Genomic DNA, 25,546 nt, shown 5'->3' on the forward strand with positions numbered 1-25,546 from the left:
TAGGATACCGCCCTGATAAAATAAGCTCCCATCAGACGAATTTCATTTTCCATGGTTAATCTCTTATATTTCTTGGGAGGATCCGGCATGAAATCCTCTCTCTCGATATAAAGCTCTCCGGAGAAATGAACTTTTCTCTCCCCTAAAGCTTCATTTTCCAGATTATTGGGGATGGAAAGCATCTCTCCTTCCCCTTCGTAGTTGTCAATCACCAGCTTAATGGGATCCAAAACCGCCATAAGTCTAGGTCTCTTCAACTTTAAATCCTCACGAATACAATACTCCAAAAGAGAATAATCGCAGGAGGACTGAGCCTTGGAAATACCGGAAAGCTTTACAAACTGTGCCAGGCTTTCCTTGGTATAGCCTCTTCTTCTCAAAGCAGCAATGGTTACCAAACGAGGGTCATCCCAACCGTCTACCACACCGTCCTCAACCAGCTTCTTAATGTAGCGTTTACCGGTAACCACATTGGTTAAGTAAAGCTTTGCAAATTCAATCTGTCTTGGAGGATAGGGAAAATCACACTCCTGCACCACCCAGTCATACAGCGGACGGTGATCCTCAAACTCCAAAGTACAAAGAGAATGGCTGATCCCCTCCACCGCGTCCTCAATAGGATGGGCAAAGTCGTACATAGGATAAATACACCACTCATCTCCGGTATTGTGATGGCTCATGTGAGATACACGATAGATAACAGGGTCACGCATATTGATATTGGGGCTTGCCATATCAATCTTAGCTCTCAGTGTCTTCTCTCCATCCTGATACTTTCCTGCCTTCATTTCCTCAAAGAGGCGAAGGTTTTCTTCAATGGAACGATTACGATAAGGGCTCTCCTTACCGGGAGTGGTAAAGTCTCCACGATACTCTCTGATTTCCTCAGCCGTTAAATCGTCTACGAAGGCCTTTCCCTTCTGAATAAGGTAAACCGCCTTTTCATACATAATAGGAAAATAGTCGGAGGCAAAAAACATTCTGTTCTCAAAATCCGCTCCAAGCCATTCCACGTCTTTTCGGATGCTCTCTACAAACTCCATCTTTTCCTTTACCGGATTGGTATCGTCAAAACGAAGATTAAAGGTACCGTTGTATTCCTTGGCAATGCCGTAATTTAACAAAATCGACTTGGCATGTCCGATATGGAGGTAACCGTTGGGCTCCGGCGGAAAACGGGTTTTAATTTCCTTAACCTTTCCCTCCCGCAAATCTTCATCAATGAAATTCTCTATAAAATTCTTGGACTCAAGCTCATTCTCTTTTCCAAGCATCTCTTCTGTCCCCATTTTATCCTCCTAAAATTTATTCATTATTTTAATTTGCCTATTATAGCATAAGGAAAAGCTGTTTCACAAGAAAAAGCTAAAACAGGGGCACGGATTGGAAAAGGAAGCTTAAGCTTTCCGGTTCCAATCCGTACCCCATGAAATAATTTTTCGATATTCTATTGCATCTTAGCTCATATAATCATAAAGCAAATCCGGAAGAATTCCCTTTTGTCCATCCCAAATCTTATCAATCTGTTCTTCGGGCACAGGACTTACGCCCTTTCCGCACTCAATGGTCACAGAGGGAATCTGATATTTTTGCTCTGCAAAATCCTTAAAGCCTCCGGCATGCTGGGGAGAATAGTAATCAATTACAGGATAAGAAGAATTCTTATGCACGATTTCCGCCAATCTTCTGGCTTTCGGAACATACTCTCCCTGGCCAAAATACCAATAAATGACTTCTCCCTGAGTATGGTAGCTGATGGTGGAAGTAAATTTTTCCTTTCGAAGTAAATCCGCCAATGCTTTGGATTCTATCTCCGACTCCGCTGCAGAACCCTTGTACTCGTCCTTTGCCGGGTATCCCTTTTTGTCTACAGTAATAGACCAGTTGGCATCGAAGTTTTTATTGAGGTTAACTCCTCTTGCATTACTTTTCCATAAACGGAAATAGCTCTTTAAATCGGCAGGATTTTCCTTAGCCACAATGCTTTGCACTGTATTTCTGACTTCTTCCGATCCGATACCGGCCAAACCGTTTTGTACCAAGGAAACACCGTCCGGATCCACCATGGGAACAAAGTAAACGGCACAATTTTGCAACATATCCTTCATCGCTTTACCGCCGTAGCGCTGATTGTTCTTTTCCATTTCCAAAAGACTTGCCAGCTGACGCATAGCGACCTTGGTCACAATATATTCTCTGGCATGGATACTGGCATGAACCAAAATCTTCTTGGGGGCATTGGGATTTCCCACAATACCGCAGTACAGCTCTCTTCCGTCTAGGGTTTTTCCCAAGGAGGATAACTGTAATGCCGGGTAGGCGTCCTTTAATTTAAATAAATCGGCGGACATCTCATTGTAGCCATACACCCCATGTCCTGAAAAGCCATAGTCACTCAGCAAAGGAACATTCTCTCCGGAAAGCACACCGGAGTATACCTGCAAATAGGAATCCGCTACGGAAACGGTATTTTCATTCTTTCCCAGACCTACTCCGGGACCGCTGTTCACCGTGGTATGGTCATCCAGATCCGGACCGTCTGCAAAGCTAAAGCCTGAGTATGCCAGCAGGGACAGACTCAAAGCAAGGGAAAGTATCAGTCTTTTCTTCTTCATTGCTCCTCCTAAAATTTCATTTCTCTGCCCCATTTTAGCAAAGCTTCCGGGAAAAAGCTTGGACATTTTTCTTACAATCCCGGCACGGAAGGCTTACTCTTTTTTATGTCCTAGCCAAAGGCCACATTATTGACTATAGGAACCAAAATTACCGTAAGAATTCCGGCAACGACGATAGCCAGAGAGGACATCGCTCCCTCCACTTCACCAAGCTCCAGTGCTTTAGCCGTACCGATGGCATGGGCGCTGGTTCCTAAAGCAAGACCTTTGGCAATGGGATGATGAATAGGGAAAATACGAAAGACAAGGTCCGCAAGAATACTCCCCAGAATACCCGTTAAAACAATGGCTGCTACGGTTAAGGTTACATATCCTCCTGTTTCTTCCGAAATCCCCATACCGATAGCTGTAGTAATGGACTTTGGCAGTAGGGTGGAAATATGTTCATTGGGCAAATGAAATAATAGACCAAGCAGTAAAATGCTACCGATAGAGCTCAAAGTCCCTGCAAAAATCCCCAAAAATACGGCTTTAAAATTATTTTTCAATAAAGACCATTGCTTATAAAGTGGAATGGCCAAGCAGACCGTAGCCGGCGTTAAAAAGTAACTCAAAAGTCCCGCACCCTGTTTATACTTGGCATAGGGAATTTCCGTAACCAGGAGGATTCCCACAATAATGATGGTTGAAACAAGCAAGGGATTTAAAAAGTCCCACTTTAAGCGAAGCTTGATTTGGATGGCAAGGAGGTAAATAAATATACTTAAGCCAAAACCGAAGTGTTCTGAACTCATTAAAATTTCTTTCATTAATCCTCCTCCAAGCCCTTTAAGCCATGTTTTAAATCTTCCAACTGTATCTCTCGAATTTCTTCCTGGATTTTCTCTTTCTTTTCCAATGCAGACTCCATAGAACGCATTTCCTTGATTTTATCTTCTCTGCTCTCTGTTATTTTTAGAATTCTCTGGCTTACCAAGCCGGTAACTGCCATAACAATAATCGTGGATAAGACAATAATTACAAGGTAAGGTACTAAAACCGGCATCAGTAATTTTGTTACGGTCATAATCCCTACTGCAGCCGGCAAAAACATAATGCTCATGGTTTCCAGCATGAAATTTCCTACCTGCTCCACCGCATCCAAGGGAATGATTCCCTGCATTAGGAAAATCAGCATAAAAATCAAACCATAAACTCCTGCCGGAACCGGCAAAGGCAAAAGTTTATTACACATTTCTCCTAAGAAAGTAAAAAAGATGATCCATGTCACCTGTCGGATTAATTTCATCGAACCCTCCTCCCACAAAAACTACTACAGTGTAGTCCCCTATTTCTTTTTTGACAAGAAAAACCGTGCATCTTTTCTTCCTTTCTAAAAAAAAAACAGAAAAAATAAAATAAATTTTGAGATGGAATTTTCTTCCAATAATTTTCTTAAAATTCCTTTTGAAAAAGCAGGATTTTAGAGGGATTATTCTTTACAAAACGCGGAATAGGCATTACTATGCCCTTAGAACTTTTTGCAGAGTAGAGAATAAAGTGGTTAGTGCCTGACACACAGGGAGTTGGTGTCAGGACGAAGAACCGAATCGGTTCCCAGTTTTATTCTCGCATCCCGCTGCCAGGAAGCAAGACAGCTTCTTTACAGCGCATGAAAGGAGCGGTCTATGAATAAGAACGTGTTTAATGTCAAAAATCTTGTCACCTTTTCTATGCTGGTTGCCATTCAGATTATTCTGACCAGATTTCTGTCGGTACAGGCATGGAATTTCCGTATCGGCTTCGGCTTTGTCCCCATTGTCTTTGCCTCTATGTATCTGGGGATGGTTCCGGCCGTCTTAATTGCCTGCGTTTCCGATATTCTGGGATGCTTTTTATTCTCTCCCTTTCCTTATATGCCGGGCTACACTCTGTCTGTAGGATTAACTGCAGTGATATATAGCCTTTGTTTGGAGAAAAATCGAAGCCAATATCGTATTCTCCTTGCCATCTTAATCAGCCAGCTGCTTTGCAGCTTAGTCATCAACAGCTACTTACTGACTCTCAGCACCGGAAGCCCTCTTCTTCCTTTGATGCAGTTCCGTGTTCTTCAAGTGCTGATTAACAGTATTCTTCAATACTTTGCCATTAATGCAATCGTCTTGCTGTTTGAAAAACGCAAAATTTTTCATGCTATAGCAAACTAAAACATTTATAATACAGAGTAACGAATGCAGTGCTGTTCATTGCTTTCGCTACTCTGTTTTTCTATGGGAAGAATTTGTTCTTTATATAAGGAGGATAATTTTAAAATGACTTGGGAAGAATGTATGGAGACTCTTGGGGTAAACGATTGGTACGGTTGTAAAATGGGTCTTCAACCAACCAGAAATTTATTAAAAAAATGTGGAAATCCGGAAAATAAGCTTCGGTTTATCCATATTGCCGGCTCCAACGGAAAAGGTTCCGTCGCGAAAAGCCTGCAACAGATTTTAAGCCTTTCCGGTTATAAAACCGGGATGTATATTTCCCCTCATATAGAAATCATGAATGAACGCTACACCATTGACGGAGAAATGATTTCCGATGAGGATTTAAAAAGACTTTGTCTAAAAATACGGGAGCTAAGCGAAAGCTTGGAAGAGGAGAAACCCAATTCCTTTGAAATGCTGACTGCTCTGGCCTTTTGTTATTTTCTGGAAAAGGGTGTAGATTATGTGGTCCTGGAGGTAGGTCTTGGAGGACGACTGGACGCCACCAATGTTATTCCCCATAAAGAATTGTCCGTTATAGCCCATATCGGTTTGGAACACACCGCTATTTTGGGAGATACTCTGGAAGAAATCGCCCGTGAAAAGGGCGGTATTATTGCAAAAGATACTCCTGTGGTATTAATGCATCAGAAGCCTGAGGTCATGGAAGAGATTCGAAGAATTTGCAAAGAAAAAAATGCCAAGCTACATATTACCAATCCCAAATATTTTCATTCCTATTCCTTCCATATTGACAACGGCTACCAATACTTTTCCTATCGTGAGAGACAGGAATATGCATTGTCCTTACTGGGGGATTATCAATTGGACAATGCCATGGTCATCTGTGATGCGATAGACTGTCTGAAGGAAAGAGGTATTTCCATTCCTGAGGACTGCGTAAAGCAGGGGCTTATGACAGTTACATGGCCGGGACGATTTGAAATTCTAAAAAAACGTCCTTTGATTATTCTTGATGGAGCCCACAATCCTCAGGCGGTAAACAGTTTGGTTCGCTCTATAGAAATGCTTTTTCCGAACTACAAGAAGAGAATCTTCTTTTCCGTTATGGCGGATAAGGATTATATGACCATGTTGGAGCTTTTAAAAACCAATACTCTAAGCTTTAGTTTCTTCCAGGTGGAGACACACCGAGGACAGTCTCCGGAGATTTTAAAGAAGGAATGGCAGGAACATTTCAGTGGTGAAATTTATTGTCCCAACACCTTGGAAGAAGGTCTGGAATGGAATCTTAATGCCGTAAAAAAAGAAGAAGAGAAAACTCTCCTTCTTTGTCTGGGTTCCTTGTATCAGGTAGGACAGATTCGAAATTTCTTTAGAAACTATTATAGCTCCCACTAGGACATCCTATTCGATTTAGCCAAGAATGTAAGTTCTAAGAAAAAGCAGTCTTAGGAATCTTACTCCTCTTCCCATTCCTCCTCATCTTCCTCTACATAGATGGAGGGAAAATATCCCGCCTTACAATACTCTTCTCCTTCTTCATTTTCCAAGAGGGAGAAGCTTTTTTTTGCTTCGGAAAGGCTGTTCATATCCTTAACATAGTACAGGCAGAGCGTATCTCCGTTTAAGTCCATGGAAGGAATCTTTCTTTGGAAAAAACTTAGGATTTCCCAGGTACTTAATTCACTGTCATAACCCACTGCCAAAAGAAGATTTTTGCTTTCCGATCTTCGGAAATAGCACTTCACCATGGCGCCCACAGTATTTTCCCCGAAGCTTTCCATATAAGCCAGCTGCAGCTCCTGTTCCGGAATTTCCTCTCCCCCATCCAAGTATTGCTCCGCATTTTCAATATAAACCAAAATCTGTGAGAAATACTGATCCTTTAATTGAATAAAATCCATCAGATTGGAAAATGCCGTCTCCTTTGTCACCGCATTTTTCTGTGCATAATCTGCTAAAACCTCTTGATACCCTATGGGGATGCTCCACTGATCCATTTTCTTTCCTTTCTTATTTTTCCAAAAATGAGCTTCTATTCCGGGAAAGGGAATTGCTTTTGAGAAATTTGCGTAATTTCTTTGCTTTTCTCTATTATCTTCTTTCCAACCCCTTTCTTTTTTCTACAATATGTTTTACTATACATACTATTCTGAAACAAGTTCATTTTTGCTTTCCTAAATAAAGGAAAACAGGGAACTTTGAGAGGAGTAGAATCATAGGCTGAGTCAAGGATAAAATGGAGGGATCAAATGAAGCTGCTGGAAGAAAGAATCAAGGCGGATGGACAAGTCAGACCGGGTAATATTTTAAAGGTGGATAGCTTTTTAAACCATCAGTTGGACGTTTCTCTTTTGGAAGAATTAGGAAAAGAATTCTATGAGCGTTTTAAGGACAAAGGGATTACTCGTATTTTAACCATTGAAGCTTCCGGAATCGCCCTTGCCTGTTGTGCAGCACAATATTTTCATGTTCCGGTTGTCTTTGCGAAAAAAGCAAAGAGTAAAAATCTTGACGGCGATCTTTACACCTCCACTGTACATTCTTTTACCTACAATAAAGATTTCACCGTAACCCTTTCCAAGAAATTCTTGGGACCTGAGGACAAGGTTTTGCTGATTGACGATTTCCTGGCTGTAGGAAAGGCTATGAGAGGTCTTATCGATATCTGTAAGCAGGCCAATGCGGAAATTTCCGGCATCGGTATCGCCATCGAAAAAGGCTTCCAGTGCGGCGGAAAAGAGCTTCGGGAAATGGGCTTCCCGGTTTATAGCCTGGCAATCATTGAAGAAATGACTGACGAAGGACAAATCAGCTTTAGAGAGAACCCATAAATTAAGAGGGCTGTAAATCAAAATAGTTTGATTTACAGCCTCTCTTTTTTCTCTACTCTTCGTTCTTATCTTCTGTTTTTTCAATATCTTCTTTTTCTTTCTCTTTAATCATCTTATCCAAGCGTAGCCACATGATTTTATAAATCACCGCGGTTAAAACTACAATAAAGAGAAAGGAAAGAAGTAAAAACGGTAGAAGCCATTTGGCGTTCAAGCTCACAGCTATCACTATGCTTGTATTCATTTAACTGCGCCTCTCTCCCAAAACAAAAGCAAAGCTTGTAACAACGCCGTCTTTATTCTGCTTAATGTTCTGCATAGAAAGAGTCGGCAGGAAGGATACGGCGTCCTTTGCGGTAATACTTGGCAGATTTTCATCCAAATAACTCATCATGGCCATCTTGGAAACCTTGATTTCCGTCTCATAAGCCACTTTTCCGCTGGCTCTGCCGTTTTTCTTCTGATAGTAAATCTTTGCCGGGAAAAGATAGTAAGAAGACTTTTCTTTTCTCTGTTTACTTTCCACTACGACGATACTGTCCGGATGAGCGGCATACAAATCAGCGGCTAGGAAGGCACGCCTTCCATCCTCATCAAAATGTACCCCTTCCTTATTTTCCTGATTCCGAAGCATTACGCCATCTTCCCCTACATAGTAAAGATTATCAACCCAGGCATCCTTAATCATATGCCCATCCTGATCGAAGAAGTAGGTCTTTCCTTCCAAGTCCAGACGACCGGTCTGCATAGTTCCATCGGAATTAAGATAGTAACGTTCTCCTCCGATATCCTGGAAACCGCTTTGCATAATTCCATTTTCATCAAAATAGTAATACTTTCCGGCAATTTCCTTCCATCCGGTAACCCGATCTCCATTTTCATCGATGTAGGAACGTCCTCCCTCTTCATCTACAAACTGGGACAGATGATACTTCTCCGGATCCAAACTAATGCTAAAGCTCTTACTGTAGCTTTCTCCCATACTGCCGTCACTGGCTTGTGCATAGGCTGTCAAAGTGTAATTACCGTTTCGACTCAGCTTTATCGGAGCAAGATATTCCTCATTCTGAATATCCTCTTTTCCTCCACTTATGCTGTAAATGATTTTCTTTCCACTGCTTTTTAAGCTGATCTCCACAGGGTCGGTAAAACTGTCTCCCTGCAAATCCGATTCCACCTTGGGATCCAGAAGAGACAATGCTGTCTGAACCTCTGTATCCTCCGGGTAGAGCTTCTTCGCTTCTTCCAATGCCTTTACCGCCTCCTGATGTCTACCGGCCTTTCCATAGGCCTCTGACAAAAGAAGATAATATTTGCTGTTCTTCGTAAGGTTAGAGGGCATTCCTTCTAAAAGAGCTATCGCCTCGTCTCCCTTTTCAGACTGAACCAGCTTTGTTCCCTTCTTCAGTAAGTTATCATATTGGGTAGCAGGCAAGTTTTGATAACAAATATATGCAATGCCCAAAACGGGAATAATTGCTAAAGGAGCTGCCTTCTTCCATTTCTGCCAGCCCTTTTTCCATTCTCCCACTGAGGTTGGAGGAATGGCTGCCTTATCCTGGAAATCATCAGGATCATCAGGAATTTCCCCCTCAAAAGCCAGCTTTTCCTCCATTTCCTTACGTTTTTCCTGTAAGGAAAGGATTTTCTCCTCCGGCTCTTCTTCATCTTCCTGCACTTCTTCCCGGAAAAGTCCTCTTTCAATAAGGGTAATGGACTCGTCTTCTAAAGGACCTTCCTCCTCTTGAGACTCTTCCTCTTGAGGGTCTTTCTCTTGAAGCTCATCTTCTTGAGACTCATCTTCTTGAGACTCATCCTCTTGAGATTCATCCTCTTGAGGCTCATCCTCTTGAGACTCATCCTTTTGAGGCTCTTTCTCCTGAAGCTCATCTCCATGAGAATCTTCTTTAGAATCTTCCTCAGTAAATACCTCCGGTACAAATTCTTGTATTCCGGCTTCCTCTTGTGCCGATATTTCTTGTTCCGATGTCTCTTCTTTCAGTCCTTCTTGTTCCGCTTCCTCTTGTATAGATTCCTGTACCTGAGTTTCTTCCGGCTGAGACTCTTCTTCCCCATGCTCTTCCTTCTCCCGGAAAAAGGCTTCAATGAAGCTGGCTTCTTCCTGTTCCTCTGAAAGAGCATCTCTATCGATTTCTTCCTGCTCTTTTGAAAGAGCAGCTGTATCGGTTTCTTCCTTTTCCCCTGAAAGTGTATCGGTACCGGTTTCTTCCTGTTCTTTTGAAAGAGCGGCTGTATCGGTTTCTTCTTTCTCTTCCGAAGCTACAGACTCCTTTACAGCCTCTGCTTGTACAGCTTTCTCCTCAAGTTCTTTCTGTGAAACATCTTCCTCTAAAACTTCTTCCTGTGAGAGTTCTTCCTGTGAAAGTTCTTCTTGAGACAAAAACTCCTGTGTAGACAAGCTCTGCTCAAGCTTTTCCTGTTCAGGTATATCTTTTTCCAAATTATCCTGAACAGAATTTTCCTGAATAGGCTCTTCCTCCGGTGCATATTCCAACTCTCCGGCCTCTTTTTGTTCCTCCAGGAATTCATCAACATTTTTCTTCAAAGGAAGATTTTCCACAGACTCTTCCTCGCTCTCCGCCTCTTCCTGTGCCAGCATCTGTTGTTTTAAAAATTCAGGTTCTTCATCCTTCTCCGGCTCCGGCTGAACTTCAATGTTTTGAAAGGGGGAGAAAGAAAGGTCAATCAATAAGCCACAGGTAGGACAAAACCGTTGATTTTCTTTTACTTCCGTACCGCAAACTTTACACCTCATAATCTCCTCCTTATTTTTTTATTAATAAAGGACAATGTTCAGATTTCCATTTTCGTATTCAGCTAAAAATACATCAGAAATCGATTCTACTCCCTGTTCCTTTAGTCTTTCCAAAAGCCATTCCTCTGTCTTATCAATACTATCCAAAGCCTGAACCTGAATTGTTCCATCCGTAACCAGAGGGTATCTTGGGTTTTCTTCCCCCGACATTACTACAATTAGCTGTCCGTTCTGCTCCAGTACCGCTTGCTTAACGTTTCGAATACTATAGATATTATTGCTTCGTAACTTAAACATAATTTCGTGAGCAGTAAGCCCTGCCTTTCTACAAGCCTCTGTATCCAGTTTCCCTCTGCTAATCAACAAACTCGGCTCCCCATCTATGGCTTTTTTGAAAAAGGCACTATTGGTTTTTAGCCATCTTAAGCTCAAAACAAGGCAAACCCAAATCAATAAAATAATAAAATATTGTAAAAGCCCTATGTTCTCATTATATATCACACCACCGATAATGCCACCAAGAACGTAATTCTGTACTTGGTCGCTGGCAGAAGAAGGAGCTAAATTTCCTTTTCCGGTATAATTTATGACCATTACAATGGACAAAAGTCCCATTGCCAATTTAATGGCAATATTTATATAAGACACAATCATCTACTTCTCCTCAAAATTACATCAAGACCTTATGACCCTTTAATTCTGCTTAATACTTTAAGATACTATTTTCTACTTCTCCACATCCACAATTTCTATCTGAGGATTATACACATCCATTTTTTCCAAAAGTACGTTTTCATCCACAGAAATAATACGGTAAAACTGATCTTCTTTGGTCTTAATAATCGCTCCATCTCTTGCAGCCTGGGTATTGATATACAAGTCCGTTTTATCTTCCTCCAATAGAACAGCTACCTGCTCAATCACTCTTAGAGCAGTGCTGTATTGATCATCAATTCTTTTATGACTTTGATAGTTATTAATATGTACAGAAATTGTCACAAGCACCAAAAGTAAAGCAATTAAGGATAACTCTCTATACTTAGTGGTTTTTTTGTCTCGAAAAGACATAATAAGTGCAAACAACAATAGAAGTGCCGAAATGGCTGCAAAGGTGATTTGCAGCCAGTTGGTCACTTCTATCCTACTTAATAAATATTCATAGGAATAAAATTTCATATTAGATCTCCGCAATAGCCTCGATTTCGCAAAGAACATTCTTTGGTAAGGTCTTTACTGCCACGCAAGAACGTGCCGGCTTGGAAGTAAAGTACTTCTCATAAATGCTGTTAAAGGTAGCAAAATCAGCCATATCAGCAAGGAAACAAGTGGTCTTGAAAACCTTGGAAATATCACTTCCGCCTGCCTCGATTACAGCCTTAACATTCTTGCAGCTCTGCTCAGCCTGTGCTGCGATGTCCGGTCCTGCAATCTCTCCTGTAGCAGGATCTACAGGAATCTGTCCGGAAGCAAATACTAAATTTCCTACAACATAGCCCTGAGAATAAGGTCCGATAGCTGCCGGTGCATTTGTTGTTGATACGTTTTTCATTGTACATCTCCTTTTCTGTGGAAAACAATTGAACATCTTTGATATTATCGCAAATCTTTTGTGAAAATTCAAGAAATACTCTATGGCTTCTTTTTTATTTTCTTCCTATTTTTCTCCCTGTTCTATGGAAAAATTATTATTTTTTTCTTATAATCCGGAATTTCTGCCTCTTCTCCTCTTAGGCATTTCCTTCCGACAGCTTTAACATGGCTAAGGTTCCGGTTCTGGCACATTCCAAAATGCTCACTGTCTTTAAAGTGTCAAGAAACATCTGGATTCTTTCCGGAGTATCACACATTTCAATCACCATCTGATTCTTACTAAGCTCCAGAATCTTAGCCCCCAGAATCTGACAGTTTTCCATAATATCCTTTCGGTTTTCCCGATTATAACGGAGCTTTACCAAAAGCAATTCTCTGGTAATCCCCTGGGTCTCCGTAAAGGTACGAACCTTAATAATATCCAGCTTTTTATTCAGCTGCTTTTCTACCTGTTCCAGTGTTTTTTTCTCGCCGCTGGAGACAATCACCATGTTGGAAACGGAATGATCCTCAGTTTCTCCTACCGTCAAGGAATCGATATTAAAGCATCTTCTCCAGAACAATCCTGCAACCTTTGCCAAAACACCGGACTGGTTTTCCACTAAAATAGAATATATTTTTTTCATCACACTACCTCATGACTGTCAATATACACTTCTAAAATTCCGCCTTCCTTCTTGCTAAGGAACGCAGTGATTTTAGAAGAAACTTCCTCATTTTTTGAAATGGCATCATAGGAAAGTCCGTAGGCCTTAGCCAAAATGGAAAGGTCGGGATTTCCTGTAAGATCCACCATGGTGAAACGGTCATGATAGGTTTTGTGCTGATATTGGTGAACCAAGCCCAATACTCCATTATGGAAGACAATCAGCTTAATGGGGATATTATATTGTTTCATGGTAGCCAATTCCATCATACTCATCTGGAAGGAACCGTCTCCCATAACTGCCACCACCTGCTTCTTCGGATCGGCAAGGTAAGCACCGATAGCTGCCGGCGTAGAATATCCCATAGTACCCATACCGCCTGAAGTAAGGAAGTGCCCCTCTTTCATTTGATAATTGGCACAGGACCACAGCTGATTCTGTCCTACATCAGCCACATAAACCGCGTCCTGATTCAACTGCTTATTCAGCTCTTCCAGGAAATATTCGGGATGAACCAAATGATTTTTAGCCATTCCCTCTTCTTTCTTCTTCTGAAGAACTTTTTGAATTTCTCCCTTAATATTCTCCAATTCGGAAATCCATGGGGCATAGCTGAATTCTCCCTCTTCCTCCAGACAGGCATCCAGCACACTGGCAATATCTCCCACCAATGGAATCTCCGGCCCTGCATTCTTTCCGATTTCCGCGGGATCCACGTCAATGTGAATCAAAGTCTTATTATCGGTAATCAAGTCCGGCTGACTGATGGAACGGTCCGCCACTCTGGCTCCCATCATAATGATAAGATCCGCATGATTCATGGCCTTATTTCCGTAGGGTTTTCCGTTATTCCCCACCATACCGAAGAAAAGGGGATCATTTTCCTCCATTACACCAAGTCCCATCATGGTACAAACCACAGGAATATTGAATTTCTTGGAAAATGCCCGAACCCTCTCCTTAGCATCTGCCAGATGTACGCCACCGCCCACGCAAAGAATAGGACGCTTTGTAGCTGCCAATCTCTGGAACATCTTTTTAATCTGCACCGGATTTCCCTGTACCGTAGGCTTGTAGGTTCTCATCTTAACCTCCTCCGGATACTGGAATTTCCGAAGAGAAGCATTTTGTACATCAATAGGGATATCAATCAGAACCGGTCCCTTTCTTCCGGTCATGGCAATATGAAAGGCTTCCTTGAAAATCTTAGGAATTTCCTCTACATTTCGTACGGTATAGCTGTATTTTACAAAGGATTCACAGGCACCGCAAATATCCGCCTCCTGGAATACATCGGATCCCAATAAAGCACTCTCCACCTGTCCTGTGATTACAAGCAAAGGAATACTGTCTGCAAAGGCAGTGGCGATTCCTGTGATAATGTTGGTAGCACCCGGTCCTGAGGTTACCGCACAGACCCCCGGCTTTCCGCTGATTCTGGCATACCCGTTGGCTTCGTGGGCTGCATTCTGTTCCGTACGCACCAAAATGGAACGGATTTCGCTGTCTTCCAAGCTATCATAAAAGGGACATATCGCTACCCCGGGATAGCCGAAAACAAAGTCCACCTTTTCCAACTCCAAACATTTTACAATGGCAGCAGCTCCTGTCATCTCTCCTCCTACTCTATTTTTCCAATCCTTGGATAAACTCTTTCAACGCTCTAAAGAATAGTAAATCCTCTTTGAATAAAGGCTTGCTTAATTTGCTCAATATGGGCAAAGTCTCTGGTATCAATCTGTAAGGTCAGATGACATCCGTTAATGTCGGAATCCTCCACATTGTTATTGTGATCCACCTTGGTCACATTGGCTCCCTGCTCGGCAATAATCTTGGAAACTTCTTCCAGCTGTCCGGGCTTGTCCAAAAGAGGAATGGTAAGACTTGCTTTTCTTCCGGTTTTTAATAGACCACGGTTAATTACACGGGCCAGGATATTCACATCGATATTTCCGCCGGAAATAACCGCAACGACCTTTTTCCCTTTTACAGGAATTTTATTGAAAAGGACTGCCGCTACGGAAACCGCTCCCGCACCCTCGGAAACAATCTTTTGTCTTTCCATAAGGGTTAAAATCGCTGCGGCTGTTTCATCGTCTGTAACCGTCACCAGCTCATCCACATATTTTTCCACCATTGCATAGCTTAAGCTGCCGGGGGATTTTACCGCAATACCATCCGCAAAGGTATGCACTTCTTCCAGACTCTCCAGATGGTGATCCTTCACAGCCTGCACCATGGAAGCCGCGCCCTGTGCCTGTACTCCGTATACCTTACATTTTGGATTTAATTTCTTGATTACAAAGGAAATACCGGAAATTAGTCCGCCTCCGCCTACAGGCACAACCACAGCATCCGCATCCTCCAGCTGATCCAAGATTTCCATTCCGATGGTACCCTGTCCTGCCATAACATCCACATCATTAAAGGGATGGATAAAGACAGAACCATGCTCCTCCTGGAACTTCACCGCCGCTTCATAGGCATCGTCATAGACACCGTCAATCATTTTCACACTGGCCCCGTAGCTTCTGGTGGCCTCCACTTTGGAAATAGGAGCAATGGCCGGTAAAAAGATGGTAGACTTGGTGCCGCTGGCCTGCGCCGCCAGTGCCACACCCTGAGCATGATTTCCTGCGGAGCAGGCTACAACCCCCTTCTTTCTCTCTTCCTCGGATAGGGTGGATATCTTAAAGTAAGCCCCTCGAATCTTAAAAGAACCGGTGTTTTGTAGATTTTCCGTCTTTAAGTATAAATCACAATCTGTTTGAATTCTTGTTGCATGTACCAAATCCGTCTTATGTATTACGGGCTTTAAAACATGGGCTGCCTGATATACCCGATCCAATGTCAATTCCATCTTTCTACTTCCTTTTTCTTTTAAAAAAAGCGGCACAAAATGTGCCGCTGGCCTAGGGCAATTATCTCGCTTGATCCAAATCCTGAACCTGCTTCCATCCCATCTTCTGACGTAAATCCTGACCGGTCTTGGAAGCCAAGGTTTCTGCATGTTCCTCTCTCATTGCTAAGAAGTGAGGTCTTCCTGCCTGGTTCTCCAAAATCCAATCCTTCGCAAAGGTTCCGTCCTGAATATCGGAAAGAATCTGCTTCATAGCCTTCTTTGCTTCCTCGCCGATTACCTTTGGTCCTGCAGTATAGTCTCCATACTCAGCTGTATCGGAAATGGAATAACGCATTCCCTCAAATCCCGCATTGAAAATCAGGTCTACGATCAGCTTCATCTCATGTACACACTCGAAATATGCATTTTCCGGCTTATAACCTGCCTCAACAAGAGTATTGAAACCTGCCTCCATCAAAGCGCAAACGCCACCGCAAAGTACTGCCTGCTCTCCGAAAAGGTCTGTCTCTGTCTCTTCCTTAAAGGTTGTCTCTAAGATTCCGCCTCTTGCACCGCCGATAGCGGCTGCATAAGCCTTAGCCACATCCATAGAGTTTCCGGAGTAATCCTGCTCACAAGCTACAAGACAGGGAACACCCTTTCCATCTACATACTGAGAACGAACGGTGTGTCCGGGTCCCTTTGGTGCTACCATGATGATATTTACATTCTTTGGAGGAACAATAGCGTGATAATGAATGTTGAAACCGTGAGCAAAAGCAAGAGTCTTACCTTCACTTAAATTTGCCTGAATCTGATCCTTGTAAAGCTTAGCCTGCTTCTCGTCATTTACCAAAATCATGATAATATCGGACTTCTTTACAGCCTCGTCTGTGTTGTATACGGTAAAGCCGTCTTCTCTTGCCTTATCTGCAGACTTGGAACCTTCATAAAGACCGATGACTACATCCACACCGCTGTCCCGTAAATTCAGGGCATGAGCATGACCCTGAGAGCCATAACCGATCACGGCAACCTTCTTACCGTTTAATAACTGTAAGTCACAATCCTTCTCATAGTACATAATAGCCATTGTTTTCTCTCCTTCTATACATTTCCCCCTAAGGGGATCCCTTGGAACAAATGCAGGGACTTTCTTCGAAGCACTGTTCCGCCTCTCTATTGTGAAGCCGTATTCCGGCATTTCACGACTTTATTCACCATCCATCTCCGAAAGGAGATCCACCTTCCGTACATCATATAACTTCTCCAGCTGAGAAATTACCTGAGAACGCATATAGTCATCCCCGGTGGAAACGATTTCAATCTTGGTACATCCGGGAATTTCTGTAGGGCCGGCTTGGATGGATTCGATATTGTACCCTCTTTTACAGTAAAGTCCTGTAATACGGTTCAAAACGCCGAAGCGGTTATTTACAAAAAGGTCAATGGTAAACTTCTTCATCTTTCCCCCCTCCTTATAAAATAATATCATCCACGGATTTTCCGGGAGGAATCATCGGAAGCACCTTCTCATCCGGATTAATGGAGCAGTTAATCAAAATCGGACCTTTATAATGCTCTCTTTCCTTTAAGGCATCTTCCAACTCCTTGCAGTTTTTGGCGTTAAAGCCCTTACCGCCGTAAGCTTCCATCAGCTTTACGAAGTCCGTAGCTCTATCCAAAACCGTTTCGGAATAACGCTTTCCGAAAAAGGCTGTCTGCCACTGTCTTACCATACCCAAAACACGATTATTCATCAGAATAATGGTAATCGGCAAATTTTCATGAACCGCTGTACATAGCTCGTTACAGTTCATTCCGAAGGATCCCTCGGAAGTAATCAAAACGGTATGGGCCTTCTTTCTTCCAAAGCACCCTCCAATGGCTGCCCCTAAACCGTAGCCCATGGTTCCCAATCCTCCGGAGCTTAAGAAGGTTCTTCCTTTTTCAAAACGATAGTACTGTGCTGTCCACATCTGATGCTGTCCCACATCGGTAGCCACCACCGTGTCATCTTCCGTATACTTCCTTAAGGTCTCCAAGATATGCTTTGGATGGAAATCTCCCTCCACTTTACTCTTGGTTTTTTCAAAGCCATGAATTTCTTCCCACCACTTAGGATGCTTTTGTTCTTTTAGCTTTGGAAGAATTTCTTTAATCCACTTCTTCACATCCCCCTGTACGGAATAATCCGGGCTTATGTTCTTTCCGATTTCCGCCTTATCGATGTCTACATGGATAACTTTACAATTTTGTGTATAACGGGCAATATTTCCGGTGGCACGATCGGAAAAACGAACGCCCAAAGCCAATAACACATCACATTCCGACTGGGTTTTCGCCGCCACATAGCTTCCGTGCATTCCCACCAAACCAAGACTTAAGGGATGAGAGTCGGGAAATGCTGTCCTTCCCATAATACTGACGGTAACCGGAATATTCAGCTTCTCCGCCAAGGCAATCAGCTCTTTCTCCGCTTTAGCCGCTGTAATACCTCCACCGGCATAAATTAATGGCTTCTTCGCCTGACTCAGTAAGGCAATAACCCCTTCCTGATCATAGGGAAGCTTCGGCTTATCCGGCATCTTGGGAAGAACGGCTACTCCATATTCACATTCACTAATCTGTACGTCCTTAGGGATATCAATGAGCACCGGACCTTTTCTGCCGGAATTGGCAATTTGAAATGCCTCTTTAATCGTCTGCTCCAGCTCCGTAACATCCTTTACCATAAAATTATGCTTCACCACAGGCTGGGTAATGGATACGATATCCACCTCCTGGAAGCTGTCTCTTCCCAGTGCTTCCGTGGCTACATTACCGGTAATGGCCACCATAGGAACGGAATCCAGATAGGCATTGGCAATGCCCGTTACCAGATTCGTAGCTCCCGGACCGGAAGTCGCAATAACCACGCCAACCTTTCCGCTGGCTCTGGCATAGCCGTCTGCAGCGTGGGCTGCCCCCTGCTCATGGGCGGTAAGAACATGATGAATCCGATCCTTACACTTATACAGCTCATCATAAATCTGTAAAACTGCACCTCCGGGATAGCCGAATACGGTATCCACCCCCTGATGAATCAACTCTTCAATTAATAGCCTTGCCCCTGATAATTTCATTTTCTCTCCCGTTTCATTGAAAAAGCCTTACAGCGTAACGCTGTAAGGCTAAAGGCTCAAATCATGTCTTTATCTTTCCAAAGTGGCGTTACGCAAACAAACATTATCGTGTAAGACAATAATGACTGCAAGAATCATAATAATTGCCAGCCAAATGTTCTGCATAACCCTTTCCTCCTTGAAAAATATGAAGGAATTATCCCATAGGCTTATTTCTCTGTCAAGAAACTTTTCATTATATCTGCTATAACTTTTGCATTTTTTATGATTCTTTTGGCCTTATGCCACCCATGCACCACTTTGATTTACATAGTATCCATCGGGAGTTCTGGTATTCGTCAGCATGGCACCGTCTGCACCAAGATAATACCAAATTCCGTTGGTCTGTACCCAACCGGTCTTCATATAGCCGGACTTATTGAAATAATACCACTTTCCGTTAATCATCTTCCACGTATTGGCAGGATAAGAACGATCCGGATTTAAGAACCACCAACCATTTGCATCTAAAATCCAACGTCCATTCTCCGTACCGCCTTGAGAAGAGCTTGCTCTCATCTCCAGTTCTTCGGAGCTTACCCAGTCTCCATAGCTTCCGTAAGCATAGGCTCTGATCTTGTAGCTGTAGTTTCCGTTCTGGGTAATCGCAGAGCGAAAATCATAGCTGGTTCCGGTAGTTTCTCCGCTGGTGATAAACTGACTTCCTCTATAGAGTTTTACCAGATATTTTTCCGCATTATCCACCCCGGACCATTCTGCCACACCGTTTTCATCTCTCCAGCTTACATCTCCTACTGTCAAGTCACCGGGATTTGCCTTCAGCTTCTTGGTTTTGATGGTGAGGGTGATGGAATTTGCAGTACCTGTAGCCTTTACAAATCCTACCTCAGCTCCGCTAAATTTATAAAAATTCGCAGTCTTTAAATTGTTGGTATTGAACTTATGCTCGGAATCCGCCTTTAAAATTACCTTGAACTGGGGAGTCGTGTTACTTTTCCAAACATTTCCCTGCATATTCAAAGCGGTTCCTTCATCATTTTGAATGGTAAAACCGTCATCACCGCTACTTACGGAAATCTTCTTTGCAGCCGACCCGATTTCAATATCCGAACTGTCAATCTGTAAATTCACCGATCCGATTTCTGCCTTGTTTCCTGCGGCAAAGGCGGAAAACGCGGAAACCGCCATAATACTCATAAACACTGCCATTCCTTTTAAAAATGATTTCGCTTTCATAGAAACCTCCTTTTGTCTATTCGCTATCAAAAGTATAGACAAAAGTCTTTCTTCATGTGTTACAAGTTTTCTGCCATTTCATAAAATTTTCTTTACAGTTTTTCTTTTTAAGTATTTAAAAGAGCAATTTTAAGTTTTTTATCATACAAGGCCCTTCAATTTATAACGCGATAGTTCCGTAATCTTTCCATAGCAGTGGATTTTCATGGCTGGCAAAGATTACCGGACGTTTTCTTTGATGAGAAAGCAGATACTCCTCCATTATCTTTCTATTTTCCTTATCCAGGCCTGTAAAGGGTTCGTCCAGAAGCAGGAAGTCAAAGGGAAACAGCATTGCCCTTAGAAAGCTTAATCGCCTCTTCATCCCCCCGGAATATTTCTCTACTTTTTTTCGGAAATCTTCTTCTTCGAAAAAAACAGTCATTTCTGTCAGAATTTCTTTTTTAGACAGCATCGGCAAAGCAATCTGAAGATTTTCCAATCCGCTACATTTTTCCAGCAGTCGATTTTCCTGAAATAGCATGGAAACCTTAAAGCTCCCCTCTCCTCTGGCTGCCTCCCCGAATAGAAACTGTAGCTCCCCCCGATCCAGTTTTTCCAGAGAAGCCAAAATTCGCAGCAAAGTAGTTTTCCCCTTTCCGGATTCCCCGGAAATTCTATAAAGAGAATGTTTGTGAAAATCCATTTGGCAGGAAAAATCGGAAAAAATGATTTTTTCTCCAAAGCACTTCTCCCCATTTTCAATTCGAATTTCCATCACACACATCCCTTCCTGCACAAAGCCTTAATCAGCAGTATGACCAGAATTTCCCAACACTGAGACAAAGCAATAATCACGATGCTCCAGGCAAAGACGTCCGCCATTTCCAGGCCCACCTTGGCCTCCATCAACTGATAGCCTATACTTTTTCCCACTTGCCCAATCAGCTCCGCCGCAATGCCGCTTTTCCAGGAAAGTCCCATGGCTAATTTCGCTGCCCCAAGCAATAAGGGATATACTGCCGGAAGATGAATATACCGAAGTCTTCTATATAGGGAAAAATGAAAGACCTCCGCCATTTCCAGTAATTTACGGTCTGTTTTATGAAAACCCTCCAGCAGGTTAATATAGAAAATCGGAAAGGACATAAAGCCGCTTATGGTGAAGGAAAGCTTGTCCCTTCCCAGAAAGAACAAAAGAATAATAATGAAACTGGCCACCGGTAAGCTTCTTAACACAAAAACCCCCGGCTTTAAAAAATCCTCCAACAGAGAATTTCTATAGGAAAGATAAGAAAGTATCAAAGCCAGGAGAAAACTAAAAAGATAAGCCGAAAGAATCCCCAGAGAGCTTTTCCACAGGATTCCGTAGAATTCCTGCTGCTGCAATAGTCGACTTAAGGCTTTAGCACTTTCCATGGGGCCAACCAAAAGAAAGGAATTGTTCACCAATTTGGCAAACAATTCCCATAGAAGCATCCAAAATAGTATAATTCCCGCTTTACGCCATTGCTTCACATTCTTTCCTTCCTAATAATCGGAATGCATTTCGTTCTTTTCTATATCCAGGCTATGGCTTTTAAAAAGAACTGTCACTTCCCTACTATCTAAGACTGAGCATAAAAGCCCTCTTCCGGTAAGGCTCCTCCCACAGACTTAGGATTGGACTTAAAAAGAACTTGATAATACTGCTCCAAAGCTTTCTTCATCTCTTCTCCGTCAATGAAATGAATATTACAGTTTGGAATAGCCTTGGCTGCCAAAGCTTCTTTCTCTAAAATTCTCTGTTTTACCACAAGCTCCGCCGTCTTCTGAACATCCTTTTCCACAGCGGCAATGCTTTCCTTTTCCTCTTCCAGAAAAGCCTTTACAATTTCAGGATGTTCTTCAGCATAAGACTTTCTGACAATGGTTACTGCTGTAGGCAACTCCACTCCGTCATAGGACTTCTTCCACTCCTCTGTAATTGAGATTTTTCTTTGTAAATTACTGTTTTGTAAAAGGGTTGCGGTAGCAAAGGGCTCCGGAAGAATCGCCACATTGTTGGGATTCTGCTGTAAGTGTGCTACCGCCTCGGCGGGTTCCGTTACAAAGTTAAGATTTCCCTCCACATTGTTCTTGGAAAGCAGGGCGCGAAGCACATACTCCGGTGTAGCTCCCTGCCCCGGCATATAAATATCCTTTCCTGCCAAATCCGCAATGCTGCTTACCTCCTCATTTCCGGTAATAACATACAAGATTCCCAGCGTATTGATATTCAAGACTTCCACGTCCTTATCCAGCTTTTGATATAAAACTGCCGCCATATTGGCCGGAACTGTGGCAATCTGTCCCTTTCCGGATACAAACTCCGGAAGTAAAGCATCCGGGCTTGCTTCCATTTGAAATTGATAAGGAAGTTTTTCCTCTTCACTTTTCTCCATCAAATGCACAAGACCGATGGTGGTGGGACCCTTCAGGCTTAAAATCGTCGGCTCTTCTCCTGCCTCAGTCTTATTCTCAGTCTTATTCTCAGCCTTGGATTCTTCCGCATTTTCAGATCTTTCTACCGAAGAGCTTTTCTCTTCTACAGAAGGAGTAGATTCCTTCTTCACTTCCGTAGAGCTCTCTCCCCCCTTGGTACAGGCAAAAAGGCCAAGGCAAAGAAGACAAAGTAACAGCCATTTCCAAAGATTTCTTTTCATATACATCCTTTCTTCTTAAACCGTAAATATAATTTTACCGCTTTCATGCCATAATTTTCCCTCTTCATGCAGCAGCGGGTACACTGAGTAAATAGAGAATATCTAAAATACAATCTTCAACAAATCCAAAGGCTTTTCAATGGAATACTCCGCCTGTTCGATTTCTTTCCGTTCTCCATAGCCGTAGAGCGCTGCCACAGAGTCGATTCCTGCATCCTTCGCTCCTTGAATATCGTAAACGGTATCTCCTACCATAAGACAATCTTCTCTTTGAAAACCGCCCTTTTCTATGGCTCTCTCCATCAGGAAGCTCTTGTCGGAATGTTGTTCCTTAAGCTCTGTACCGATTTCCAGGAAAAAATAAGGGGATAAACCAAAGTGGGCTATGATTTGTGTGGCAAAAAACAGAGGCTTAGAGGTTAAAAGCACCAGCTTCTTCCCTCCTTCATGCATCTTCTTCATGCATTCCTCCATCCCGGGATATAAAAAGGCGTCATACATTCCCTTCTCGGGATAATATTCCCGATAATAGGAAATGGCTTCTTTAGCCTTTTCTTCAGAAAAGCCGTAGAATCGCATAAAAGAATCCTGCAAGGAGGGTCCCACAAATCTTCTCAGCTTTTCCTCCGGTTCATTGGGTAAGGAAAAATGATCCAAGGCATATTGCACCGACTTCATAATTCCGGAGCCGGAATCCATAATGGTTCCGTCCAAATCCAAAAATATATTCTGATACTGCTTTTTCATAAGCACTTCTTCTCCCTTTTTATCTACTATAATTTCCTATATATTTTCCTATATGCTTTTCTATATGCTTTCCTACTCTTTTAATCCTTTTCCTTCAAATCGAAATGTGATTTCCTACTCTTTTAATCTTTCTCCTTCAAATCGAAATATTATGTCCTGCTCTTTTAATCCTTCGGCTTCATATAAAAATGCCCGGTAATATCCTTAGAACGAATCGTATTCATAAAGGCTTTGGGATCAATTTCGTTAATCTTCATCTTTACTTTCTTGATATCCGCTGATGAAATTACGGAATACACCATATAATGGTCTTTTCTTTCAAATGCTCCCATGGCGTGCATAATAGAGGCGCCGTGATGACAGACCTCATGGATTCCCGCCGCTATTTCATTGGGATAGTCCGTTATCACAAAAAGCGTAAGCTTTTGATAATTTCTGTAAAGTGCGGAAATGGTTTGTGTAGACACATATTGGAAAATGATGGAGTATAACGCCTTCTCCCAACCGAAAAGATATCCGGCAACGGCCAAAAGGGCGGCGTTAAAATAGAAAATCAAATTCCAAGTATCCACGCCCTTCTTCTGGGACAGATAAATCGCGATAAAATCCGTTCCTCCTGAAGTGGCATCCATCCTGAGGCAAAGCGTAATAGCACAGGCATTTAAGATTCCTCCAAAGATAGATATTAAAAGCATATCCGAGGTAATGGGCTGTAAATTCACACTATCCGTTACAAAGCCTGTGAACAAAATCATAATCAAGGATAAGATTGTGAATTTCTTTCCCACATATCGAAAACCGATATAGACCGGAATGATATTAATAATGATATTCAGTACAGAATATGGAAGCGCTAAATTAAAATAGCGTAATGCCACTCTTTGCAAGAGAACCGTAAGTCCTGTAGCTCCTCCCGGAAAAAGTCCTCCCGCAGAAACGAAGGTTTTCAAGTTTAAAGCCAACAAGGTGGCTCCCGCCAAAACGCCAAGCAGCCTTTTTATATCTCTTTTTGTATCAAATTTCATAACATCCCTCCAAGATTAGTCTTCTCATTCTAACATTCTCTTTCTCTTTTGCCTAGGGTTCAAAAGGAATGTCTTTGGGAATGTCTTTAGGAACATCTTGGGGAATGTCTTTGGGAACATCTTTGAAAATGTTCATTATCAAAGATTTTGACAGTGCTCTTTAAATTCGGCGAATGCAGCGCTATTTCTTAACAATTTCGATAGGAAGTCCTAATTGCATAGAAGTTATCTTGTAAGCAAAAGGAAGATTTGGTATACTTTCTTGCCGTAGTATCTAGAAAAAGCTGAGGAGAAAAACATGTCCAACCAAAAAGATTATAGAAGTTCCAAAGGGTCACAGAAAAAGAAGTCCGGCTTCCTTTCTATACTTCTTCATTATGTCCTGCCTTATCTGGTGATTAATTCCATTATTTTGTTTTTTGTTTTGGCTACCCCGAAGTTAAAGGTGAATGAAGCTACAGAAACGGATGATCCTGCTGTACGAACACTTTTGGTTCATGTGGATTCCGTTCTTCCTATTAAAGAGTTCACCGCAAAATTAGAGGGAAAAGAGCAAAATTTCACAAAGGAAAATCAAAATTACATCATTTCTCTTACCGGAAACGGAAATCTTCGAATTTCCGCAAAATCCATCAACGGGATGATGCAAGTCAGCAATACCCAAATCAATAGTTTTGACGAAAATCCCCCCGTCATTGATGAGGATAATGTTGTTCTCGGCTCCGGATATGTTGAGTTTACCGTTACCGATGATCAGTCCGGAGTGGATTATGCCACAATTTACGGAATCGATAAGGATGGAGACAATCTTAAACCCACCAATATTGATGAAGCTAGCGGCAAGGTAACATTTTCCATGAAAAGTAATGGACTTACCGTGTATGTTTCTGATAAATCGGGAAATCAGGTTACCGGCAACTTCACTTTAGAAGAATCTCCTTACCCGAAAACCAAGGCGGATGAAGAAGCGGCTAAGGACGAAGATAGCAAGAACGAAAACAGTAAAAACAAAGATAGTAAGAGCAACACACATAACGGTAAGTCAGGCAATAAAGAGGAGGAAAGAAGCTCAGAAAAAAACGGTTCTTCCAAAAATCATACCGGTGAAAGTTCTGAAAAAAGCAATTCCGAAAAGAGCAGTTCGGAAAAGAGCTCTTCCAAGAATAGTTCGGAAAAGAATTCCTCTCACGATAACAGCAAGAGCAGTTCCGGAAAAAGCAAGTCTAATTAGAGAAATCTATCATTTAATAA

General features: G+C 42.3%; 26 protein-coding genes and 1 riboswitch. Of the genes, 4 read left to right on the forward strand and 22 right to left on the reverse strand.

Going from position 1 to position 25,546, the window contains the following annotated elements:
• The 4 genes from glnS to RYL27_RS02295 all read right to left on the reverse strand — a co-directional run.
• On the reverse strand, positions 1-1,289 hold a 1,289-nt coding region (glnS, locus tag RYL27_RS02280), incomplete at its 3' end, for a glutamine--tRNA ligase (RefSeq protein ID WP_314964962.1).
• Between the two features lie 168 nt (positions 1,290-1,457).
• On the reverse strand, positions 1,458-2,615 hold the full coding sequence (locus RYL27_RS02285) for a M14 family zinc carboxypeptidase (RefSeq protein WP_314345905.1): 1,158 nt from the start codon (positions 2,613-2,615) through the stop codon (positions 1,458-1,460).
• A 110-nt stretch (positions 2,616-2,725) separates the two neighbouring features.
• Entirely contained in the window at positions 2,726-3,424 is a 699-nt protein-coding gene (locus RYL27_RS02290; protein WP_304073298.1) for an LrgB family protein, read from the reverse strand.
• The gene (locus RYL27_RS02295; RefSeq protein ID WP_007156237.1) at positions 3,424-3,903 is read right to left on the reverse strand and encodes a CidA/LrgA family protein; all 480 of its coding nucleotides are present in this window, start codon (positions 3,901-3,903) and stop codon (positions 3,424-3,426) included. The genes RYL27_RS02290 and RYL27_RS02295 overlap by 1 nt, the downstream gene beginning before the upstream one ends.
• A 233-nt stretch (positions 3,904-4,136) precedes the next feature.
• Positions 4,137-4,238: riboswitch (THF riboswitch) on the forward strand.
• Positions 4,239-4,282: 44 nt separating this feature from the next.
• Between RYL27_RS02295 and RYL27_RS02300 the strand changes: the two genes are divergently transcribed.
• Both RYL27_RS02300 and RYL27_RS02305 read left to right on the forward strand, forming a co-directional pair.
• The gene (locus RYL27_RS02300) at positions 4,283-4,801 is read left to right on the forward strand and encodes a folate family ECF transporter S component (RefSeq protein WP_007156239.1); all 519 of its coding nucleotides are present in this window, start codon (positions 4,283-4,285) and stop codon (positions 4,799-4,801) included.
• 105 nt (positions 4,802-4,906) lie between these two features.
• Positions 4,907-6,208 carry a bifunctional folylpolyglutamate synthase/dihydrofolate synthase gene (locus RYL27_RS02305; protein ID WP_314964964.1) on the forward strand — a complete coding sequence of 434 codons (1,302 nt, stop codon included), beginning with the start codon at positions 4,907-4,909 and terminating at the stop codon, positions 6,206-6,208.
• 59 nt (positions 6,209-6,267) lie between these two features.
• Here RYL27_RS02305 and RYL27_RS02310 read toward each other — a convergent pair whose 3' ends face one another.
• The gene (locus RYL27_RS02310) at positions 6,268-6,810 is read right to left on the reverse strand and encodes a hypothetical protein (RefSeq protein WP_314964965.1); all 543 of its coding nucleotides are present in this window, start codon (positions 6,808-6,810) and stop codon (positions 6,268-6,270) included.
• 252 nt (positions 6,811-7,062) lie between these two features.
• Between RYL27_RS02310 and RYL27_RS02315 the strand changes: the two genes are divergently transcribed.
• Positions 7,063-7,644, forward strand: a complete 582-nt coding sequence (locus tag RYL27_RS02315; protein ID WP_308578800.1) for a xanthine phosphoribosyltransferase — start codon at positions 7,063-7,065, stop codon at positions 7,642-7,644.
• Between the two features lie 52 nt (positions 7,645-7,696).
• Here the strand turns inward: RYL27_RS02315 and RYL27_RS02320 are convergent, their stop codons facing one another.
• The 17 genes from RYL27_RS02320 to RYL27_RS02400 form a co-directional block, all read right to left on the reverse strand.
• Entirely contained in the window at positions 7,697-7,888 is a 192-nt protein-coding gene (locus RYL27_RS02320) for a hypothetical protein (protein WP_007156244.1), read from the reverse strand.
• Positions 7,889-10,420, reverse strand: coding sequence for a tetratricopeptide repeat protein (locus tag RYL27_RS02325; RefSeq protein ID WP_314964967.1), 2,532 nt, complete (start codon positions 10,418-10,420; stop codon positions 7,889-7,891).
• Between the two features lie 21 nt (positions 10,421-10,441).
• Positions 10,442-11,074, reverse strand: a complete 633-nt coding sequence (locus tag RYL27_RS02330; protein ID WP_308578803.1) for a DUF421 domain-containing protein — start codon at positions 11,072-11,074, stop codon at positions 10,442-10,444.
• A 72-nt stretch (positions 11,075-11,146) separates the two neighbouring features.
• A complete protein-coding gene (locus RYL27_RS02335) occupies positions 11,147-11,596 on the reverse strand; it encodes a DUF3290 family protein (RefSeq protein ID WP_304071641.1) in 450 nt (149 codons plus the stop codon).
• Position 11,597: 1 nt separating this feature from the next.
• A complete protein-coding gene (locus RYL27_RS02340; RefSeq protein WP_007156249.1) occupies positions 11,598-11,969 on the reverse strand; it encodes a RidA family protein in 372 nt (123 codons plus the stop codon).
• Between the two features lie 178 nt (positions 11,970-12,147).
• Positions 12,148-12,636, reverse strand: a complete 489-nt coding sequence (ilvN, locus tag RYL27_RS02345) for an acetolactate synthase small subunit (protein WP_007156250.1) — start codon at positions 12,634-12,636, stop codon at positions 12,148-12,150.
• Positions 12,636-14,270, reverse strand: coding sequence for a biosynthetic-type acetolactate synthase large subunit (gene ilvB / locus RYL27_RS02350; protein WP_314964970.1), 1,635 nt, complete (start codon positions 14,268-14,270; stop codon positions 12,636-12,638). Before ilvB (RYL27_RS02350) ends, ilvN (RYL27_RS02345) begins: the two co-directional genes overlap by 1 nt.
• Before the next feature lie 50 nt (positions 14,271-14,320).
• The gene (gene ilvA, locus RYL27_RS02355) at positions 14,321-15,517 is read right to left on the reverse strand and encodes a threonine ammonia-lyase (RefSeq protein WP_183684466.1); all 1,197 of its coding nucleotides are present in this window, start codon (positions 15,515-15,517) and stop codon (positions 14,321-14,323) included.
• A gap of 61 nt (positions 15,518-15,578) precedes the next feature.
• On the reverse strand, positions 15,579-16,592 hold the full coding sequence (gene ilvC, locus RYL27_RS02360) for a ketol-acid reductoisomerase (RefSeq protein WP_304073660.1): 1,014 nt from the start codon (positions 16,590-16,592) through the stop codon (positions 15,579-15,581).
• A 120-nt stretch (positions 16,593-16,712) separates the two neighbouring features.
• Positions 16,713-16,964: an acetolactate synthase small subunit gene (gene ilvN, locus RYL27_RS02365; protein ID WP_304073663.1), complete on the reverse strand. Its 252-nt coding sequence runs from the start codon at positions 16,962-16,964 to the stop codon at positions 16,713-16,715.
• A 13-nt stretch (positions 16,965-16,977) separates the two neighbouring features.
• Positions 16,978-18,624, reverse strand: coding sequence for a biosynthetic-type acetolactate synthase large subunit (gene ilvB / locus RYL27_RS02370; RefSeq protein ID WP_314669373.1), 1,647 nt, complete (start codon positions 18,622-18,624; stop codon positions 16,978-16,980).
• A 279-nt stretch (positions 18,625-18,903) separates the two neighbouring features.
• The gene (locus tag RYL27_RS02375) at positions 18,904-19,860 is read right to left on the reverse strand and encodes a hypothetical protein (protein ID WP_314964974.1); all 957 of its coding nucleotides are present in this window, start codon (positions 19,858-19,860) and stop codon (positions 18,904-18,906) included.
• Between the two features lie 160 nt (positions 19,861-20,020).
• Positions 20,021-20,617, reverse strand: a complete 597-nt coding sequence (locus tag RYL27_RS02380) for an ABC transporter ATP-binding protein (RefSeq protein WP_314964975.1) — start codon at positions 20,615-20,617, stop codon at positions 20,021-20,023.
• Positions 20,617-21,357 (reverse strand): ABC transporter permease, encoded by a 741-nt coding sequence (locus RYL27_RS02385; RefSeq protein WP_314964977.1) that lies wholly within the window; start codon positions 21,355-21,357, stop codon positions 20,617-20,619. Before RYL27_RS02385 ends, RYL27_RS02380 begins: the two co-directional genes overlap by 1 nt.
• An 89-nt stretch (positions 21,358-21,446) precedes the next feature.
• On the reverse strand, positions 21,447-22,523 hold the full coding sequence (locus RYL27_RS02390) for an ABC transporter substrate-binding protein (protein WP_314964978.1): 1,077 nt from the start codon (positions 22,521-22,523) through the stop codon (positions 21,447-21,449).
• Positions 22,524-22,625: 102 nt separating this feature from the next.
• Positions 22,626-23,270, reverse strand: a complete 645-nt coding sequence (locus RYL27_RS02395) for an HAD hydrolase-like protein (protein WP_314964979.1) — start codon at positions 23,268-23,270, stop codon at positions 22,626-22,628.
• A 164-nt stretch (positions 23,271-23,434) separates the two neighbouring features.
• The gene (locus tag RYL27_RS02400) at positions 23,435-24,295 is read right to left on the reverse strand and encodes a YitT family protein (RefSeq protein ID WP_304072530.1); all 861 of its coding nucleotides are present in this window, start codon (positions 24,293-24,295) and stop codon (positions 23,435-23,437) included.
• A 298-nt stretch (positions 24,296-24,593) separates the two neighbouring features.
• Here RYL27_RS02400 and RYL27_RS02405 point away from each other — a divergent pair, with 298 nt between their 5' ends.
• On the forward strand, positions 24,594-25,526 hold the full coding sequence (locus RYL27_RS02405) for a hypothetical protein (protein WP_314346623.1): 933 nt from the start codon (positions 24,594-24,596) through the stop codon (positions 25,524-25,526).
• The last annotated feature ends 20 nt before the right edge of the window (positions 25,527-25,546 follow it).

This window comes from Oribacterium sinus (assembly GCF_963537195.1).
GTDB classification, from domain to species: domain Bacteria; phylum Bacillota; class Clostridia; order Lachnospirales; family Lachnospiraceae; genus Oribacterium; species Oribacterium sinus_A.